Source organism: Streptomyces sp. NBC_00846 (genome assembly GCF_045207325.1).
GTDB lineage: Bacteria > Actinomycetota > Actinomycetes > Streptomycetales > Streptomycetaceae > Streptomyces.
Genome location: NZ_CP108846.1, coordinates 7,872,840 through 7,892,373 on the forward strand (window position 1 = coordinate 7,872,840; position 19,534 = coordinate 7,892,373).

At 67.4% G+C, this 19,534-nt stretch carries 14 protein-coding genes and 5 pseudogenes; 10 read left to right on the top strand and 9 right to left on the bottom strand.

What is annotated here, in order from left to right:
• Positions 1-85: 85 nt before the first annotated feature.
• Positions 86-796 (bottom strand): annotated as a pseudogene (locus OG936_RS36265) (IS630 family transposase); the annotation flags it as partial.
• A gap of 72 nt (positions 797-868) precedes the next feature.
• Between OG936_RS36265 and OG936_RS36270 the strand changes: the two are divergent.
• The 4 genes and pseudogenes from OG936_RS36270 to OG936_RS36285 form a co-directional block, all read left to right on the top strand.
• Positions 869-1,420, top strand: a complete 552-nt coding sequence (locus OG936_RS36270; protein WP_406500020.1) for a phytanoyl-CoA dioxygenase family protein — start codon at positions 869-871, stop codon at positions 1,418-1,420.
• A 127-nt stretch (positions 1,421-1,547) separates the two neighbouring features.
• Positions 1,548-2,303 (top strand): ISL3 family transposase, encoded by a 756-nt coding sequence (locus OG936_RS36275; RefSeq protein WP_406500021.1) that lies wholly within the window; start codon positions 1,548-1,550, stop codon positions 2,301-2,303.
• Between the two features lie 489 nt (positions 2,304-2,792).
• Positions 2,793-4,556 (top strand): annotated as a pseudogene (locus OG936_RS36280) (reverse transcriptase domain-containing protein); the annotation flags it as partial.
• Between the two features lie 131 nt (positions 4,557-4,687).
• Positions 4,688-5,512: pseudogene (locus tag OG936_RS36285) on the top strand (transposase); the annotation flags it as partial.
• 362 nt (positions 5,513-5,874) lie between these two features.
• Here OG936_RS36285 and OG936_RS36290 read toward each other — a convergent pair.
• From OG936_RS36290 to OG936_RS36310, 5 genes are all read right to left on the bottom strand, one after another.
• Positions 5,875-6,657, bottom strand: coding sequence for a GntR family transcriptional regulator (locus OG936_RS36290; RefSeq protein ID WP_406500022.1), 783 nt, complete (start codon positions 6,655-6,657; stop codon positions 5,875-5,877).
• 286 nt (positions 6,658-6,943) lie between these two features.
• Positions 6,944-7,921, bottom strand: coding sequence for a sulfite exporter TauE/SafE family protein (locus OG936_RS36295; RefSeq protein ID WP_406500023.1), 978 nt, complete (start codon positions 7,919-7,921; stop codon positions 6,944-6,946).
• Positions 7,918-9,345, bottom strand: a complete 1,428-nt coding sequence (locus OG936_RS36300) for a rhodanese-like domain-containing protein (protein ID WP_406500024.1) — start codon at positions 9,343-9,345, stop codon at positions 7,918-7,920. Before OG936_RS36300 ends, OG936_RS36295 begins: the two co-directional genes overlap by 4 nt.
• 214 nt (positions 9,346-9,559) lie before the next feature.
• A complete protein-coding gene (locus OG936_RS36305; protein WP_406500025.1) occupies positions 9,560-10,762 on the bottom strand; it encodes an FAD-dependent oxidoreductase in 1,203 nt (400 codons plus the stop codon).
• 81 nt (positions 10,763-10,843) lie between these two features.
• Positions 10,844-11,449: a transposase gene (locus tag OG936_RS36310; RefSeq protein ID WP_406500026.1), complete on the bottom strand. Its 606-nt coding sequence runs from the start codon at positions 11,447-11,449 to the stop codon at positions 10,844-10,846.
• A 120-nt stretch (positions 11,450-11,569) separates the two neighbouring features.
• Here OG936_RS36310 and OG936_RS36315 point away from each other — a divergent pair, with 120 nt between their 5' ends.
• Complete coding sequence (locus OG936_RS36315; RefSeq protein ID WP_406500766.1) at positions 11,570-11,869, top strand: IS3 family transposase; 300 nt, start codon at positions 11,570-11,572, stop codon at positions 11,867-11,869.
• A 19-nt stretch (positions 11,870-11,888) separates the two neighbouring features.
• Here OG936_RS36315 and OG936_RS36320 read toward each other — a convergent pair.
• A pseudogene (locus OG936_RS36320) lies at positions 11,889-12,883 on the bottom strand (IS5 family transposase).
• A gap of 133 nt (positions 12,884-13,016) precedes the next feature.
• On the opposite strand from OG936_RS36320, the gene OG936_RS36325 reads away from it, so the two are divergent.
• The 4 genes from OG936_RS36325 to OG936_RS36340 all read left to right on the top strand — a co-directional run bounded on the left by OG936_RS36325 (position 13,017) and on the right by OG936_RS36340 (position 17,322).
• Complete coding sequence (locus OG936_RS36325; RefSeq protein ID WP_406500027.1) at positions 13,017-13,370, top strand: hypothetical protein; 354 nt, start codon at positions 13,017-13,019, stop codon at positions 13,368-13,370.
• 164 nt (positions 13,371-13,534) lie between these two features.
• On the top strand, positions 13,535-14,104 hold the full coding sequence (locus OG936_RS36330; RefSeq protein WP_406500028.1) for a 2Fe-2S iron-sulfur cluster-binding protein: 570 nt from the start codon (positions 13,535-13,537) through the stop codon (positions 14,102-14,104).
• Positions 14,101-15,084, top strand: a complete 984-nt coding sequence (locus OG936_RS36335) for an FAD binding domain-containing protein (RefSeq protein ID WP_406500029.1) — start codon at positions 14,101-14,103, stop codon at positions 15,082-15,084. Before OG936_RS36330 ends, OG936_RS36335 begins: the two co-directional genes overlap by 4 nt.
• Before the next feature lie 45 nt (positions 15,085-15,129).
• Entirely contained in the window at positions 15,130-17,322 is a 2,193-nt protein-coding gene (locus OG936_RS36340; protein WP_406500030.1) for a molybdopterin cofactor-binding domain-containing protein, read from the top strand.
• Between the two features lie 102 nt (positions 17,323-17,424).
• On the opposite strand, the gene OG936_RS36345 is transcribed toward OG936_RS36340, so the two are convergent.
• Positions 17,425-18,066 carry a hypothetical protein gene (locus OG936_RS36345; RefSeq protein ID WP_406500031.1) on the bottom strand — a complete coding sequence of 214 codons (642 nt, stop codon included), beginning with the start codon at positions 18,064-18,066 and terminating at the stop codon, positions 17,425-17,427.
• Positions 18,067-18,157: 91 nt separating this feature from the next.
• On the opposite strand from OG936_RS36345, the gene OG936_RS36350 reads away from it, so the two are divergent.
• A complete protein-coding gene (locus OG936_RS36350; RefSeq protein ID WP_406500032.1) occupies positions 18,158-18,409 on the top strand; it encodes a hypothetical protein in 252 nt (83 codons plus the stop codon).
• On the opposite strand, the pseudogene OG936_RS36355 reads toward OG936_RS36350, so the two are convergent.
• Positions 18,343-19,083, bottom strand: a pseudogene (locus OG936_RS36355) (transposase domain-containing protein); the annotation flags it as partial. The gene OG936_RS36350 and the pseudogene OG936_RS36355 overlap by 67 nt on opposite strands.
• Between the last annotated feature and the right edge of the window lie 451 nt (positions 19,084-19,534).

Sequence of the window (19,534 nt, forward strand, 5' to 3'; positions counted from 1 at the left end):
AAGCACCGCCTGGGGCCGGAAGCCGACAGATCTACTCCAAGGCAGCTGCGGCCAGTTGTCGCACGGGTCAGGCTCCGGCCCCCGACGGCACCCCACAAGTCTCACAGTTATCGCAGATCAGGTGGATCTGGAGGTGCCCGGGAACCTCCTTCTCGATCTTGATGAGGAACTTCTTGAACTCCGCTGCCCGGTGTCGACGGTGCAGCGAGGTGATGACTTCGCCGGTCGCGACGTCGAAGGCCGCGAAGAGAGTGGTCAGACCGTTACGGATGTAGTCGTGGGTGCGCCGCTCGGGCATGCCCGGCAGCACCGGCTGGGACCGGTCCAGCGCCTGGATCTGTGACTTCTCGTCCACCGACAGCACTACCGCCCCTTCGGGCGGATTGAAGTACAGCCCGACCACGTCGTAGACCTTCTCGACGAACAAGGGGTCCGTCGACAGTTTGAAGGTGTCCGTCAGATGAGGCTTGAGATGGAACTTCCGCCAGATTCGGCCCACGGTCGACTTCGACAGCCCACTGCGTTCGGCCATCGACTTGCGCGACCAGTGGGTGGCATTCTTCGGTAGCTCCTCCAGCGTGCTGACCACGACCGCCTCCACCTGGTCGACGCTGATGGTGGGCGGCCGGCCCGGCCGGGGCTCGTCCACCAACCCGTCCAGCCGGGCGGCCAGGAACCGCCGACGCCACTTGCGGACCGTGTCCGCCGCTACCCGAAGATCCCGCGCCACCACAACAATCGGCGGAACGTCAGGGCCTGCACACGCCAGCACGATCCGCGCCCGTAACGCCACCGCCCAGACAAGCGCTCCGACCTGGGCGCCGGAGCAGGCACCCCAGGCAGCGCCACGGAGAACATCACCCAGATCATGTGGCCGTCCGCGCTCCACCCGGAACTGGGCGACATGCCGCTGCACCAGTGGGCGCTGAAGGTCGCCCGGGAACTGGTCGGCGACGACATGGACTTCGACATGCTCATCGACAAGGCCCCCCAAAGCGGCACGCCCACCCCCTGGCACCAGGACGCCGGCTACTGGGTCGACCTGCCCGACACCCGAGCGGTCTCCATCTGGGTCGCCCTCGACACGTCCACCGTCGACAACGGCTGTATGTGGTACGTCCAGGGCTCCCACAAAACATCCATACGCCCGCACCGCCCCGCGGGCGGCGGAGCCATCGAGTGCGACTGCTCCGAGGACGAGCCCGGTGCCACCCCCGTCCCGCTCAACCCGGGGGAGGCTGCAGCCCACGGCGGAGCCACCCTGCACTACTCCCGCGGCAACACCACCGACAGCCACCGCCGCGCCTACATCCTCAACTACCGCTCCTCCGTCATGATCCAGCTCGAACGCGACCAGGGCATGGATCACGGCCTCAGCAACAACGAACGCACCGTCCGCAACACCGCCGCCACCGGCTGACACACCACCGGAGACAGTCTCTGTCCTGTCAATGGGAGTGTCGTGAATCAGGCTCTGACAAGATTTTCGTAGCCGTTGATCGACTTTGCGGTATCGGCCTCGGCAAGTGCTTTGGTGGGGAAGGCTGGTGGCGTGTGATGTCGAGTTGACGGCGCTGCTTCCCCACCTGGCTTCGGTGCTGGTCGAGGCGGTGGAGGCAGGCGAGGGCCTGGTCAGGATCACGGTGCGGACTGCCGCCGGGGTCTCGGTGATCTGCCCGGGCTGCGGGCAGGAATCGGCGTGGGAGCACAGCCGGTACGTGCGGCATGTCGCCGACGAGGCGATCGGCGGGAGACCGGTGGTGATCGACGTGTCGGTGCGCCGCTTGTACTGCGAGAACCCGGACTGTTCCAAGACCACGTTCGTCGAGCAGGTCCCCGGGCTGACGGTGCGCTACCAGCGGCGGACCCCCGCCCTGCAGAAGGTGATCGCGTCGGTCGCGACGGCCCTGGCCGGGAGAGCCGGGGCCCGGTTGCTGGTCCATCTGCACCAGACCCTGTCGTGGGCGAGCATGCTGACCTGCCTGTTACGCATCCCCCTGCCCACCTCGGCGGTGCCCGCGGTTCTCGGCGTGGACGACTTCGCACTGCGGCGCGGCCACCGCTACGCCACGATCCTGATCAACGCCGAGACCCGCGAACGCGTCGAGGTCCTGCCCGACCGCAAGGCCGAGACTCTGACGGCCTGGCTACGTGCCCATCCGGGCATCGAGGCGGTCTGCCGGGACGGCGCGGCCGGCTACGCGCAGGCTGTCACCGACGCGCTGCCCCAGGTGCCGCAGATCACTGACCGCTGGCAGTGCGCCATGAGGCGTCTTGTCTTATCCCCGATTCAGTCGGGATGAATTTGGAGGGAGATTCTTGGGTCCGATGGCTTACCTAATCCGGAAACGGTGATGGGACCGTAGCATGCCAGGAAATCGACGGCTGGGCTCAGGCATTAGGGACGGGGCGTCGAGGGACCCGCGTGGCAAGGTGAAAGCTGGATTGCCTGAACCCTAATCCCCAGAAGATTGAAGGTCGAATCCGTCGGAAAGATGCCTGACACCGACGCCGCACCCTGCGACGGCTTTATGCCATGGTCGACGCAACCTCCGGAGTGCGGAGCGATGCCCAGCGAGGGCATTCAAGGGGATGAGTGGGGCACCTAAACCACGCTAGAACGTACGACAAGGACGAACATGGGATCGCCTAATGGAAGAGATCTTCCTATGGCGACGGAGGCCCCGTAGTAGTCGCCGGAGTCACGACCGGCCAAGGAGGACGGGAAAGCCGTCCGCATCGGGCGAAGGGGGCCAGGTGATCGGGCACTCAAGACTCGGGAGGTATGCGTAATGCAGAGCGCCGAAACGGTGCTGAGTGTCCTCCGCGAACGCGGCAGGCGTGGCCTGCTGTGCGACGAACTATATCGACAGCTCTTCAATCCGCAGTTGTATCTGCTGGCCTACGGGCGTCTGTATTCCAACAAGGGATCAATGACACCTGGGGTCAACGGGGAGACCGTGGACGGCATGTCGCTGGGTAAGATCGAGCACGTCATCGACGCGCTGCGCCACGAGCGTTATCGATGGAGCCCAGCTCGCAGGGTCTACATCCCGAAGGGTCGGGGCAGCACGAAGCTGCGTCCGCTCGGCCTGCCTCCCTGGAGTGACAAGCTCGTCGGCGAGGTGATCCGTCTGTTGCTTGAGGCGTATTACGAGCCGACGTTCTCTAACTCCTCTCACGGTTTCCGTCCCCGCAGGGGCTGCCACACCGCATTACGTGATGTGGCCAACACCTGGACGGGGACAGTCTGGTTGATCGAGGGAGACGTCGCCCAGTGTTTCGACCGGCTTGACCATTCGGTCATGCTCCGGATTCTGGGCGAGAGAATCCACGACAACCGATTCATGCACCTGGTGCACAACATGCTCAAGGCCGGATACATGGAGGACTGGATCTGGAACGCGACGCACAGCGGAAGCCCGCAAGGCGGAGTTGTTTCACCGATCTTGTCAAATATCTACCTGCACAAGTTGGACGAGTTTGTCGAGAAGGTTCTGATCCCGAAATACACCCGGGGCAGGATCAGGAAGCCGAGCCGCGCCTTCTTCGAGGTGTGGAACGCTATGCGGCGCGCCCGCAAGCGCGGTGACCGCACCGAAGTGCGGGATCTACGCAAGCAACTCCGCAGTATTCCCAGCCAGGATACTCAGGATCCCGGCTACCGGAGGCTGCGATATGTGCGCTACGCCGACGATACCCTGCTCGGGTTCGCCGGACCGAAGGTAGAAGCCGAGGAAATCAAGGAGCGTCTGGCGCAATTCCTGCGTGACGAACTCAAGTTGGAATTGTCGCCGGAGAAGACGCTCATCACGCATGCCCGCACCGAGGCAGCGAGGTTCCTCGGCTACGACATCACCGTGCACCACAACGACCGCAAGATCACCGGCGGACGGCGCTCCGTCAATGGGGTCATCAGATTGCGCGTCCCTCGTTCGGTGGTATCTGCCAAGCAGGCCCAGTACATGGAGCGCGGTAAACCCGCGCGTCGGCCCGAACTGCTGAACCAAGACGACCACGTCATCCTCAGCACCTACGGGTCGGAGTACCGCGGCATCGTCCAGTACTACCTGATGGCCGGCGACGTCTTTCGACTCGCCCGGCTGCAATGGGTCATGGAGACCTCGATGCTGATGACGCTCGCCAACAAGCACCGCTCGTCGGTGTCGAAAATGGCCCGCAAGTACGCGGCGACCATCGAGACACCGCACGGGCTACGCAAGTGCTTCGAGGCACGCGTCGAACGCGTCGGCAGGAAGCCACTGGTTGGACGGTTCGGCGGGATCCCGCTGCGGCGGGAGAAGAAGACGGTCATCACCGACCGTCGGCTGGCCCCGGTCAACATCAAACGCAAGGAGCTGGTCACCCGGCTTCTCGCCGGGCGGTGCGAGTCATGCGGGCGCGTCGACGCGGTGGAAGTTCACCACGTCGCCAGGCTCGCGGACCTCGGAAGATCGGGAACCCGGCCGCCGTGGGCAGATCTCATGGCCGCGAGGCACCGCAAAGCCCTTGTGGTCTGCGGAAGTTGTCACGCGGGCATCCACGGCAAGAAGCCTGTCTGTCTCAGCACTCACGGAGTAATCACTGGAGAGCGACGTGCGGTGACAAGTCGCATGCGTCGTTCGGGCTGGGGGCCGTTGGAGAAGGGCCTGCACAGCAGGTACCTCGCCGACGGCCCACCAGTACCCTGTGGCACAACCTCGGGGAGGCTGTCCTCAAGGAGGTCCACGCGCACGCCGGCTGCTGGGCGAAATGCGGACCGCCCTCCCAGGCCCGTGTCCGCGAGGAAACCACCCGGGAACGCTGGCATCAGGTCCACGCCCTGCTCGACCAGGGCGTCGGCCTACTGGACTGCGCCCGCCGCCTGCAACTGGCGCTGAACACCGTCAAACGATATGCCCGCGTCCCCGAGCCCGAGCAACTGAAGAAGGCCCTGCAGTACCGGCCCACCCTGGTCGACCCCTACCGTGACCACCTGCGACGGCGCCGCGAGGAGGAGCCCGCCGTGAGCGTCAGGCAGCTCCTGGATGAGATCAAGGAAGTTGGCTACCAGGGCAGCTCGAACCTCCTCTACCGCTACATCAATCAGGGCCGCGTCGAGTCCGACCGCCCCGCCGTCTCACCTCGCCGCCTCAAGGGCCTGCTGTGTACCGAGCCCGAGCAGCTCAAGGACAAGGACCGCGAGCTCCTCGCAGAGCTGACCGGGGCCTGCCCCGAGATGACCGCCCTGGCCAGGCACGTCCGTTCCTTCGCGGCCCTGCTCACCCCCGCTGCCGACAACGCCCGACACCTCGAGGAGTGGATCTCCCAGGTCCGCGAGGACGACCTGCCCCACCTGCACGCTTTCACCCGCGGCCTGGAACGCGACCACGACGCCGTCATCAACGGACTCACCCTCCCGTTCCACAACGGCGGAACCGAAGGCGTCAACACCAAGACGAAACTGATCAAGAGACAGATGTACGGCCGCGCCGGCTTCCGCCTCCTCCGCCACCGCATCCTGCTCAACTGATCCACACCGAGGCACGATCAACGGCTACGAAAATCTTGTCAGAGCCGTGAATCAGGTGTGTTCCTCGAGTACGACGACGGATCACCGGATCGAGACCGTGAACCGCGTGTCACTCGCCGTGGACGGCGGCGGTGTTCAGGGTGCGCCGGCCGACGGCTCCAAGAACGCACTGGTGGGTGCGGCGGTATTCTCGGCCGACGGCAGGACCGTGTCCTCCGCGTTCTGCGGGGAAGCAGTCCGTCGGGAGGCCGATCGACCTGGCGAAACCGGCGCCGCCGTCGGGAGCATCGACGTCGGTCTGCACCCGACCGCGTCCACCCCGTTCGGCACGCTTCGTCGGGCCCCCAAGGAGCGATCCCGGGTCAGGGTGTACGGACCGGAGCGCCCAGCCGGTAGCCGTCGTCGGTGGAGAACGCGGCGGCGACGGCGAAGCGATCCGCTCGGACGAGTGTCTGCCGCCACTCGACCTGGCGTAGGCCGGTGTCGTGACCGAGCCTGTCGATCGCGAACAGCGCGGTGGACTCGGGGCAGTCGAGCAGGGTGCGCTCTCCGCGGCCGGGCGTGACGGCCCGAATGCGCTCCCAGCCGCCGCTGATGCGAGTGCCGCAGTGGCGTTCGAGCTCGTCGTAGAGCGAGGTGCGGGTGAAGTCGACGTCCAGGAGCGGGCGGGCCACATCCGCAGGAAGCCACACGCGATCGACGGCGAGCGGCTCCTCGTCGGCGAGGCGGAGACGTTCGAGGTAGACGAGCGGTGTGGATTCCTCACGTCCCAGACGGGCAGCAATGACACCGTCGGCGCGCTGGTCGAGCACACGCACGATGCTGCGCTGGACGGCGCCGACCTCCTCGACAGAACGGAAAAGGCTGTACGCCTCACCGACCTTCTGCTCCAGCGGGCGGCCAGCAGTGAACCGGGAGACCTTGCCGCGCCGGGCGGTGACGAGGCCCTCCGCACGCAGCTGGCGGAGGGCCTCGCGGACCGTGTGCCGGCTGACCTGGTATTCGGCAACGAGGTCGTGCTCGCCGGGGAAGACGTCGCGGAACTCGCTGTCCTCAAGACGGCGCAGCAGGTCGGCGCGCAGCTGTGCCCATAGCGGCTCGCCCGCGGATCGGCTGAGAGAACGGGGGCCGGGTCGGGAGGTCACCGGTGCCCTCCTGGGGCTCGGGGGTCGGACGAATACTACTGAGACAAGATGAATGTTCGTACATTTGCAGGGGCGGTGCAAACCCGCACTCACCGGCTCCTCAGACAAGAACGCGTTGGCCTGGCCCGCAGGGGTGGCGGCCCGGCGTGACCGGCACCCGTACCCACGGGCGGGTGCCGGACGCCAAAGGCCGCGCGACGGGCTCGGATGCCCGTCGCTCAGGCGGCTGCCGATCAGCAGTGACCGTCACCCGGCCGCGGCACCAACCGCGGCCGTGCGGGAAACCTCAGACGAACACGTCGATGAGCATGAACACGGCCATCGCGAGCAACAGAGCGGCGAAGGTCCGCTGCAAGGCGGCACCGGAGAGCTTGGCTGCCAGCCGCTTGCCGTCCCAGGCGCCGAGGATGGCGGCGCCCACGAACGGACCGAAGATCGCGAGGTCGAGGGACATTCCTCCGGCCGCCAGGCGGGTGGCGAGGGAGGCGACCGAGTTGATGAGGATGACCACGAGGCTGGTGCCGACGGCCTGCCGCATCGGCAGGCGGAGCACCGACACCAGGGCGGGTACGGCAAGGAAGCCGCCGCCGACACCCAGCAACCCGGTCACCGCACCCAGACCGGCTCCGGCCGCGGTGGTGCGCAGGTACCCGGCCCGGCCGACGGACCTCCCGTGGCCGTCGGCGGTGTCGGCGCCGCCCGCCTCTTCCGGCGCGGGAGCGCCCGCACGCTGTGCGGCCGCGCTGGTCCCGCCGGCCGTTCGGAGTGCCGCCCCGACGGCGGTCGCGTCCGCAGGCCCGGGCCGGCCGGAGCGGGACGCGACGGCCCCCACGGCCGACCCGGGTGCGGTGTCCTGCGAGGCGGCCGTCTCGGACGCGGCGGCCTGGCGCGACCCGTGCGCTGCGCGCAGACCGCGCAGCATCACCGCGGCGGCGAGAGCGGCCAGGACAGCGAACGCGGTGGTCAGCACGGCCTGCGGGATGCGGTGGGCACACATGGACGCCCCGATGGCGGGTGCCACGCCGGCCGCGGCGAACAGGGCGCCGGTCCGCCAGCGGATGTTGCCGGTGCCGACGTGGCGGGCGAGGGCGGTGACGGAGGTGACGGTGACGACAACCAGACTGGTGGTCCCGGCGTCGGCGGGTGCGACGCCCAGGAGATACACCAGGGCCGGGACCGCGAGCACACCCCCGCCACCGCCGAGCGCGCCGATAGCCAGGCCGACCACGGCTCCGCAGAGCAGAGCGAGGATCAGGACGCTCACACCGGGCCGCCACCCGGGGTCGTGTCGGCGGGGTGCGCGACCTCACCGCGCCAGGCGGAGAAGCCACCGCGTAGGTCGGTGGCCTCGAAGCCGCGCGCGCGCAGTACGGACGCGGCCACCGATGAGCGGTTGCCGCTCGCGCAGAACACGGTCAGCGGCTGGTCGGTCGGCAGCTCGCCGAGGCGGCCGACAAGTTCGGGCAGAGGGATGAGGCGAGCGCCGGGGATGGTGCCGCTTTCACGCACCTCGCCCCGGCCGCGCACGTCCACCAGCTCGAAGTCGTCCGCGTCCTTGACGAGCCGGTCATCGAGGCCGGCGGCTTCCACGCGCACGGCGGCGGTCAGGTATTCGGCGCCGACGGCGTCAACCGAGGTTGTCAAGGCGCCGAGGACGTGGTCGAAGCCGATGCGGGCGAGACGGTTGCGGGCCTCGCGCGCGGTGGCCGGGTCGCCGCACAGGATGATGCTGTCCCGGGCGTCGAGCACCTCGCCGGCGAGCTCGGCGAAGCGTCCGCCGAGAGGGACGTTGACCGCGCCGGGCAGGTGAGCGGAGGCGAACGACTCCGGGTCCCGCGTGTCCAGGACGATGGCGCCGTGCGCCCGGGCGTCGAGGAAGGCGTCCGGGGTGAGGGGTACAACGGGGGTGTTTTCGTTCAGCACCGGACGGGCCTGGCGGTTGCGCACGGATGTGAACGCGAAGTAGGCGGGCGCGGCGGGCTGGCCTTCGGTCACAACGGAGACGAACTCGTCCTCGGTCATGTCGGCCAGGGCGTAGTTGCCCAGGCGCTGGTTGCCGATCGTACAGCTCAGCTCGGTCGAAAGGTTCTTGCCGCAAGCCGAGCCGGCCCCGTGCGCCGGGTAGACACGTGTGTCGTCGGGGAGGGCGAGCAGGCGCTCACGGGTGGAGTGGTACAGGGCGCGGGCCATGTCCTCGGCGGACCGGCCGCGGGCGCTGAGCAGGTCGGGACGGCCGACATCGCCGATGAACAGCGTGTCGCCGGTGAGGACACCGTAGGGGATGGCGTCGCCTGCATGTTCGCGTACGACGACGCAGATCGACTCGGGGGTATGGCCAGGGGTGTGCAGGATCTCCAGGTCGACCTCGCCGAGGCTGAGGTGCTCGCCGTCGTCCAGGGGGTCGGTGTCGAAGTCGAGCGTGCCGACGGAGCCATAGGAGATGCGGGCGCCCGTGCGCTCGGCCAGCTCCAGATGACCGGAGAGGAAGTCGGCGTGGATGTGGGTCTCGAGGACCCGCTCTATGGTCAGGCCGTGACGCTCGGCGGTGGAGATGTATTCGTTGACGTCGCGCTGTGGGTCGACCACGACGGCCCTGCCGGTAGTGCGGTCGCCGACGAGGTACGAAGCGTGGGAGAGGCAGTCGAGGTAGAACTGCACGAAGACCAGCGGTCCGGTGTGGTTCGTCATGACGGGCTCCTGAGGTTGAGCGGTGATGGTGCGCCGGGGCATCGGGCCCGGGGCGCGGATGGCGGGTCGATGGGGCCGCGCGTCATGGATGCGGCGCGGCGACGGCTAGGTGGCCAGGGGCAGGGTGGCGAGGGACGCCGGGGCCGGGACCGCGGGTGCGATCCGCCGGGTCTCCGGTCGGTGCGGCGGTCGGGTTCCTGGTTTCGGGTGTCGGTCAGGCGAGCCCGCGGAGCATGAGGTTCCAGTAGAGGAACGGCAGGCCGCGCCGCTTGAGGTACCACATGTCGGTGCGTTCGCGGATGGTGTCGATCACCGGGATCGACGGGGTGGGCCGACCGCTGTAGTCGAACTCGGCGAGCAGCATCTTGTTGCGGGCCGTGGTCAGCGGGCACGAGGAGTAGCCGTGGTAGGCGGCCGTGGGTTCCCGGCCGTTCATCGTGGCGAGGATGTTCTCGACGACCACGGGCGCCTGCTTGCGCACTGCGGCGCCGGTCTTGGAGTTCGGGGACGATCCGACATCTCCGAGGGCCCAGACGTTGGGGTACCTGACATGCCGCATGGTGTGCTTGTCGATCTCGACGTAGCCGGCCGGGTCGTCGGCTCCGGCAAGCGGGCTGCGCTTGATCCAGTCCGGGGCGCTCTGCGGTGGGACGAGGTGGGCCATGTCGTACGGCAGGGTCTTCGTGCCCCCGGTGCCCAGGTCGGTGACGACCATCTCGCGGGCCTCGGGGCACACCTTGGTGACCTCGCTGCCGTAGTGGACGTTGATGCCGTACCGGCGGACCACGTCGTCGAGCACGCGCGCGAACTCCGGAACGCCGAAGATGGCGGCACCGGGTATCACGAGGTGGACGTCGATCCTGCCGAGGACGCCCTGTTCCCGCCAGTAGTCGGCGGCGAGGTACGCGATCTTCTGCGGGGCGCCGCCGCACTTGATGGCGCCCGTCGGCATGCTGAACACCGCGCTGCCCGAGCGGGTCCCGCGGATGAAGCGCCAGGTCGCGGGAGCGGTGTGCGGCAGGTAGTTGCTCGACAGGCCGTCCTTGCCGAGCCCGGCCTCCAAGCCCGGCACTCGATCCCAGTCCAGCTGGATGCCGGTGCAGACCACCAAGTGGTCGTAGGAGACGGTGCCGCCGTCGTCCAGCGTCACCTCCTGGGCTTCGGGGTCGATGGAGACCGCGGCATGGCGGATCCACCGCACACCCTTCGGTATCAAGGTCGCCTGCGGGCGGATGCTCTCCTTCAGCGGGGCTCGTCCGCCGCCGACCAGCGTCCACAACGGTTGGTAGTAGTGGTGAAGGCTTGGGTCGAGCACTGCGACGTCCTTTTCACCGGCGCGGCGGAGCCGAGCCGCGACCGAGATACCTGCGGTCCCGCCGCCGATGATCACGGTCCGGTGGTGCTGCTTGGTCACCAAGGGAACCCTCCGATCAAATGTACGTACATTAAAGTTAGACGGCGCGACTTCGATGCGCAAGCCACCTGCGCAAATCTCACCTCAATTGTACGTACATTTATCTTGCGCTCGGCTGCACGCCTGTCTGCCTCGCGCGTGGCCGGATCGGCCTTCTCCCGGCTCGGGCGGCATGCCCCGCCCTCCGGCAGGGATCTCTCCCGCAACCTGGTGCTCAACGTCGTCGCCGACCGCACCGGCGAAGCGACCGTTGGCGCGGTCGCCGAGGAAACTCGGCACGGATCGGTCGTCAGCCGCACGGTGTCCGGTTGCATCCAGCAGGGCTGCCTGCTGCGGGAGGCAGCCCAGCAGGACGGCCGGCGCACCGCTTCGAGACTGACACCCGACGGCAAGGCGCTGCGGGAGCGCTTCGCGCGCGAACAGCGCCAGGCGTTCGAGCACATCACCCAGGACTGGCCCACGGACGAACGGCTCCACTTCGCCGGCCTGCTCCTCAAGTACGCCCCAAACGCCGGTCTCAGCCCGCTTGACCCAGCCACGCAGGGCTTCGGGATGCACGTCGAGCTGGTCGGCGACGCGCTTGATCGCACCGGCCCGGCCAGCCGGGTCCTTACGGGCCTCGATCGCCAACCGCGTCGCACGCTCGCGCAGTTCATCGGGGTACTTACGGGGAGCAGCCATGATTGGCATCCCTCCGGGTCTTCGATGTCTCCATCAAACCCGGGGCGGTTCAAACACCTCCAAGATCGAGGTGTTGCGACGACCAGTTGAATCCGCCCAATACACGTCCGTGAAAAACTCACAACACGCCTGGTCAGAGCCGGGGTCCAAGCATCCATGGGCTCGGTCGGCGACTCGTTCGACAATGCCCTGGCGGAGAACCTGTGGATGGTGATCAAGACCGAGTGCATCCGCGGCCGGGTCTTCACCACCAGGGCCGAAGCCAACCTCGCACTCTTCGAGTACATCGACGGCTTCTACAACCCCCGCAGAATCCAGAAGCGGCTCGGCTACCTCAGTCCGATCGAATACGAGGAGAAGCACTACGCCAGCCGGGCAACAGCCGAACAAGTGAACCTGAAACCACGTCAACCCGCCCTGGCCAGCTAGGGCGTGTTCCAGGTTCGGATCATGTGGGGCGGAGACTCCGGAGCCAGATGATCGATCCGCGTAGGTGGAGTCCGGCGAGGTAGCTGGTAGGAGTCTTGTCGTAGCGGGTGGCCAGCCCTCGCCATTCCTTGATCTTGTTGATGCCGCGCTCGACGGTGTTCCTCTCCTTGTAAAGCTCGGCGTCGTGGGAGAGGGGGCGGCCGCCCTTCGAGCCTCGCTTCTTACGGTGGGCGGCCTGGTCCTTCTTCTCCGGGATCACCGCCTGGATCCGGTGTTTACGCAGGTAGGAGCGGTTCGCGCGGGAGGAATACGCCTTGTCGGCGGCGACGGCCCCGGGGCGGGTGCGGGGCCGACCGACCGGCCCACGGATCCTGACTCGGTCGAGGACCGCGGCGAAACGCGGACTGTCGGCCGCCTGTCCCGGCGTCACCACGAACGACAGCGGGCGGCACCGCCGGTCGGTGGCCAGGTGCGTCTTGACCGTCAGCCCGCCCCGCGAGCGCCCCAACGCGGCAGCTTTCAGGCGGGCCTTGTGGCGGCGGCGTATCCGTCGTCGTTCGGCACGTAACGCTTCCTTGACCGGGTCGCCTTCGGCCGTCACCTGGGCGGATTGTCCCTTTGCTGGAGCCCCTTTTCCTCCTCGGCGGCTTTCACCAGCTCCTCCAGGAGCTCGGGGTCGACGGCCATGCCGGCCGCGTGGTGATGCGCGCGTGCGACGGTGGAATCGACGCTGACCAGGTCCAGATCGGCCTGTCCTCGCCGGGCCGCCTCGGCGATCATCCGCTCCATCAGCGTCTCGAAGGTGCCCGCAAGGGCCCACTTCTGGAAGCGGCCGTAGACGGTGGACCAGGACCCGTAGCGTTCGGGGATGTCGCGCCACGGGCTCCCGGTCCGGAACCTCCACATCACCGCGTTCAACTGTTTACGCAGGTCAGGGATCGGTCCGCTCACGCCGAGCGGCAGGTGCGGCTCGAACAACTCCCACTCTGCATCCGTCAGATCGCCTCGCGTCACCCCGGATGTCTACCGTCCCGAGCCACTCCGGCGGAGCGATTTGACCCAACAGTGATCTGAACCTGGAACACGCCCTAGTCAGCCACCCCCGCGCAGCGGGGGAACCTCAACCCCACCCCGATCACCCTCCCAGGTGCCCTACAAGGACGGGACGGGCCCGTTCACATTCGGCAAGATGCGGCCCAAGCTCTCCGGCTGGGCCCAGAAAACCGTCTCGGACAAGAAGCTCCGCAAGGCCAGGGCCACCGCGGGAAACCGGCTGCTCACCCTGACGCTGGCCACCCAGACCGACGCGTCGGGACGCCTCGGTCCCGGCGGCAAGGGCATCACCCTCCGCGCTCTCGCCACCAGGGTCCCGGTAGGTCCCGGCGAGCTGCAGCACCTGGTCGGCCAGCTGACCGCGGCGGACTGGCCCACCGAAGCCGCCCATACCGATGCCCAGCTCACCGAACGCGTGCTCCCGCTCACCTGTACCCTCCGGGCTTGAGGTACAGCACCGTCCGAGTGAACCGGTGACGGTGTCGTCCGTCCTGGCCCGCCCATCGGCTGGATGATGGGCGGGCATGGCCCCAGGCGGGCCACGTTTCGCGCCCCACAGTGGCGACGCATATCCAGGGTGACACCCGCACCCAGCGAGGAAGGCGGGCTGTGATGAGTGATTCGGATACGGGCACCGCGGGGCGGAGCCAGGGCGAAATGACCCAACTCTCGGCGATCGAGTTGAACGTCAACGATCAGGTGCGACGGCTTGAGGTGGATCCACGGACCTCGCTGCTCGACGCGCTGCGCGAGCACCTGCGCCTGAGCGGGACCAAGAAGGGGTGTGATCACGGGCAGTGCGGCGCCTGCACGGTGCTGATCAACGGCCGACGCGTCAACTCTTGTTTGACGCTCGCCGTGATGCATGAGGACGACGAGATCGTGACGATCGAAGGCCTGGGCGATCCCGATGGTCTGCACCCCATGCAACGTGCCTTCGTCGAGCGTGACGGCTTCCAATGCGGCTACTGCACTCCCGGCCAGATCTGTTCGGCTGTCGGCATGCTCTCCGAGGTGGAGGCGGGCTGGCCCAGCCACGCCACCGCTGACGTGACCTCGCCGCTGATCTCGTTGACCGATGAGGAGATCCGCGAGCGGATGAGCGGCAACATCTGTCGGTGCGCCGCCTATCCGAACATCGTCGCGGCCATCCGTGGCATCGCGGTGGGAGGCCCGGAATGAGATCCTTCACGTACGAGCGAGCGACCGACGCACAGGCCGCCGTCGCTGCGGTGTCCAGAACCGGCGCGAAGTTCATCAGCGGCGGCACCAACCTGCTCGACCTGATGAAGCTCGACATCGAGAAGCCTAGCCATCTGGTCGACATCAGTCGGCTTCCGTTGCGGGACATCGAGGAGCTCCCGGACAGCGGACTGCGTGTCGGGGCCCAGGCGGCGAATTCCGATGTGGCCGCTGATGCCCGAGTGCGTACCCGCTACCCGATGCTGTCGGAGGCACTGGTGGCCGGAGCCTCGGGCCAACTGCGCAACAAGGCGTCCACCGGGGGAAACCTGTTGCAGCGCACTCGCTGCCCCTATTTCTACGACACAGCTGCGGGCTGCAACAAACGGGATCCCGGTTCCGGATGCTCGGCGATCGGCGGGTTCAACCGGATTCACGCCCTCCTCGGCGTCAGCGACTCCTGCATCGCCACCCACCCCTCGGACATGGCCGTCGCGATGACCGTGCTGGAGGCGGAGATCGAGCTACTCGACGCCGACGGGTCGGTACGCCGCGTCGCCATCGCAGACTTCTACCGGCTGCCGGGCGATACGCCACACATCGAGACCGTGCTGCGTCCTCGCGAGATGATCACGAACGTACTCCTTCCCCCACCCCCGTCGGGCCGGCAGACCTACCGCAAGGTGCGAGACCGGGCGTCGTACGAGTTCGCGCTGGTCTCCGTGGCGGCTGTCGTCTCGACCGATCAGGGAGCGATCAGTGAGGCCCGGGTGGCTTTCGGCGGTGTGGCGTACAAACCCTGGCGGTCCATCGAGGCGGAGGCCGCGTTGACCGGCCGTCCCGCCACGATGGTCACCTATCGCGCCGCAGCCGAGGCCGCGATGCGCGACGCCGTGGGGCAGGGGCACAACGACTTCAAGATCGAGCTGGCCAAACGCACGCTGTGCCGCACGCTGGCGCAAGCGGCTCAGGCAAGCTGAGGAGACGAGATGATCGGGCAAGCACTGAACCGCGTCGACGGCCCGTTGAAGGTCTCCGGCCGGGCCACATACGCCTACGAGCAGTGGGGGGCCGGCCAACCTCTCTACGGGTTCATCGTCGGCGCGACGATCGGCAAAGGCCGCATCACCCGGATCGACACCGAGAACGCCGAACGCGCACCTGGCGTAAAGATGGTGATGACCTATCACAACGCCCCCGCCCAGGGTGTCCGTGATGAGTCCGTTCCGTCCGAATACTGGCGCGCCCAGCCGGTGCTGACCGGCCCCGACATCCACTACTACGGCGAGCCGGTGGCACTCGTCGTCGCCACGGCCCTCGAACAGGCCCGAGCGGCGGCCGATCTGGTCGAAGTCAGATACACCGGCGGGCGCGGCCGTTTCAACTTTGCCGAGCAGGAAGACGAGGTGTACATCCCGAAAGTGGTCAACGCCGGTATTCCCACCGACACGGCGGTCGGCGATTTCGATGCCGGGTTCGACAGCGCGGCGGTGAAGGTCGACCAGCAGTACACGACGCCGTACGAGTTCTCGATGCCGATGGAACCGCACGCGTGTCTGGTGGAACCGCGCGACGAGGACCTGGTCGTCTACGTCAGCTGCCAGATCGTCGACGCGGCGCGGGCCTCGGTCGCCGGCACGCTTCGGATCGCCCCGGAGCGGGTCCACATCGTCACCCCCTTCGTCGGCGGGGGATTCGGCTCCAAGCTGGGCGTCCATTCCGAGACGATCCTGGCGGCGCTCGCCGCTCGCGAATTGCGCCAACCGGTCAAGGTCGCGATGACCAGGCAGCAGATCTTCCAGCTCGTCGGCAACCGCCCCACATCCAGCCAGCGGGTTCGACTGGGCGCGGAGCAGGACGGACGGCTGACCGCGATCGCCCATGACGTCACCATGCACACCAACCCCGACGTGGAGTACGCCGAGCAGACCGCCGCCACGACCCGCAGTCTCTACGCCGCACCCCACCGGTTGACCAGCCACCGGCTTGCGCCGCTCGATCTGCCGCCTGGGACGGACGTACGCGCGCCGGGCGAAGCGCCGGGCATGCTGGCGGTCGAGTCGGCGATGGACGAGCTGGCCCATGCGCTGGGGATGGACCCGGTCGAGCTGCGGATCCTCAACGAGCCCACCGTCGATCCCGAGCGAGACGTGCCGTACAGCGACCGGCACCTGGTCGAGTGCCTGCGCGAAGGCGCGCGCCGGTTCGGCTGGGAGCACCGCCCCGCCACCCCGGCGAGTGTGCGCGACGGGCGGTGGTTGGTCGGCTACGGCATGTCGGCCGCCATCCGCGGGCACTTCCAAGGGCCGGCAGCAGCGCGGGTGCGGTTGGAGGCTGACGGCACCGCCGTCGTTCAGACGGACATGACCGATCTCGGCACGGGCACGTACACCGTCCTGACTCAGGTCGCGTCCGACGGGCTCGGACTGCCGACCGATCGGGTGCGGATCGAGCTCGGGCGTTCCGAATTTCCCACCAGCTGGGGGTCCGGCGGCTCGTGGGGCGCCGCCAGCTCGAGCAATGCGGTGCATGGTGCGTGTATGGCCCTGCGTGAGCAGCTCCTGGCCGCGGCGCGCGGCGACACGCGCTCTCCGCTGTATGGCCTGGACCCGGCAGACGCCGTGTTCTCGAATGGCAACGTGGTTGTCGGCAAAGCGTCCGAGGCGCTGAGCGAGATCGTCGCACACAACCATCCAGAAGGGTTCGAGGCGGAGGGCGGTACCCGCTTCATGGGCGATGATCCGAACTACACGGACTACTCGATCAACACCTACGGGGCCCATTTCGCTGAAGTGGGGGTCGACGCGGACACCGCCGAGATCCGTCTGCGGCGGATGCTCGGCGTGTTCTCGGTGGGCCGCGTGCTCAACGCGAAGACGGCTCGCTCGCAGCTGATCGGCGGCATGATCTGGGGAGCGGGCGCGGCCCTCGAAGAAGAGGCCGTGGTCGACCTGCGATCCGGCGCCTTCGTCAACCGGGACTTCGCGCAATATCTGGTGCCGGTCCACGCCGACGTCCCCGACGTCGACGCGGTCGTCCTTGACGGGTACGACGACAAGGCCAACGTCCTGGGCGCGAAAGGCGTCGGCGAGCTGGGCATTTGCGGGGCCGGTGCGTCGGTCGCGAACGCGGTGTTCAACGCCACCGGCGTGCGCGTGCGCGACTTCCCCATCACCATCGAGAAGGTGCTGCCCGGTCTACCACTGATGGATAACTGAATCCGTGACAACGGTGCTGGTTCGCCGACGCGACCAAATCTCCTCACCCAGTCGCTGCGCGAAGCTCTTTGGCATGAGTAGATAGGCGGCAGCCGTTGAGTGCTACGTGTGGTATCTGGCGTTCACCTGGTGCGAAAGGTCGCGGCAGCTGGCGATGAAGTTATTTGCGGCTTGCAGAGTGACCACAGTGCGGGTGTGTGCTGCTCTGTCCCATAGGTCTTTCAGTGACATGTAAACGCTCACTGCTCCGGGCTCAAGACCCAGTCTGTGCAGGTGCTCCCATGAAATATCCCAAGGGTGCCATCGATCGCCGTTCGGAGGGTCGGGGATTCGGCGCTGATTCAAGGCATGGGTGAAATCCTCCTGGAGGAAGTCCCAGCTGCGGATAACGGCCAGCGCAGGAGAACGGATAGCCGTGATTCTCGCAGACTCGTAAATGTCGAATTCCTGCTGGTCATCCTGTGGAGATGGAACTTGTGGGCTCTCCTCCTGTTCAGGCACTGGTTCATCAGATCCCGCAGAGGTCGGATTGCCGGAGGCGGAGTTAGTGGACAGTTCTTCTGCGTTCAGTCGGACCTCCCGCGCGTCAGCCTCGAACTCGATTGCGCCTGCTGGCGTCTCCAATCTGGTCATGCGCGTGAATGCGTACTGAATGTGTGCGCGCAGGCCCCACACCAGGGTGAGTGTGACCACGGGCCACACCAGAGTCTTCATGTACTCCAGAACGAGTTCAGCTATCTCCACGTGGTGAGACTGCCAGCCTTCAGGCTCGTGGTTGTAATGGGTACGGGGTCTGTGACGGAGCTGAGACCTGAGGTTTGCCCTGGGAGCCTTCATGGCACGGAAGACCTTCGCGCTCAACAAGGAACCGCACGTCGCGGAGATCGGCGACGACATCGAGCTGGCTGCCCGAGGCGATGGGCGAGGACTACTCGACGCGTACGAGCGGCTGCGGGACCGGTACAGGAATCTGGGGATCGACCTCCAGAGCGGTGACCTCGCCGGAGCACCCCCTCACAGATTGCCGTCGGGCAGCAGCGCCAGCACCGGCGGGCGTCGGGTGCTGGTGGCGCGTATCAGGAACTGAGCCCCCTGAGCTGCGATGTCTGCGAGCAGTTCGTTGCTGTCGAAGGCGCGGTCCGCCAGGAGGAGCATGTCCGGGGTCAGGCGGCCGGCCAGGTCGTGGGCGTACTCGGTCTCGCCCCTGGTGGCGGGACCGAAGACGGCTCCGATCAGGCCGCGGGTGCCGGTTTCGCACAGGGTCATGAGCATCACTCGGGGGTAGCCCGCCGGCCCGTAGCGGCGTTGGGTGCGGCCGAGCCAGGACCGGTTGCGCTCGTGGTCGGGGACGGACAGGCTTCCGCAGCCGTCGAAGGCGACCGTACGCCAGCGGCGGTAGCGCACTCCGGGCGTGGACGGCTGGGCCAGCGGGCCGGCCAGCACGTCGAACAGCCGCTTGAGCGGGGCCACGCCGACCCTACGACGCAGATCGCGAAGTGCCTTCTCCGACGGCTGCGGCACTCTGGCGGCCAGTCCGGCCACGAGCTTGCCCCACACCAGCCCGGCGCCCAGATGCTCGAACAGCCCGAGCGCGAGCACGAAGTACACCCCGACACGAGAGGGGAGGCTCCGCAGGCGTCGCTCGCGTGCCCCGGTCTCGTCCAGCACCGCATCCACCAACTCGGGCGGGACGACCTGCGTCAACTCACCGATATGACCAGGCGCGAACACGTTGTCGGCGCCCGTGACAGACTGGGCCACTGGGCCTCTGCTTTCTCAGGAAGATCTTGGTCGATCCCCTGGATAGCAGAGGCCCTTCCCGTATCCCACCGCGCTTGACACCGCCGCTGAGCTCTTAACTTCGTGGCATTGGTCGAGCATCTGGCGGTGGCAGTACCCTTCGGGCTGCCCACCACGGCCCTCCAGCCAGGCCGGGGTGGGCAACAGCGGTCGCACCACCGCCCACTCCTCGTCCGTCATGTCCGAGGGATACCGGCGCACTCGGTCCGGGTGATCAGCCGGGTTTCCGTACACGTGCGCGAGGCAATCGCACGACACGACGGACGAGTTGCAGTCAACGGGCGCGGGCGCGTACAACAACGACAACGGGGCCTCCTTGGGCCGCTCGGTTAGGTTCGCACCCCCGAGCTACCAAGAGGCCCCGCCTTCATGTCCGCACCACCGCAAGATCACCCGACCAGGAACCTTGTTC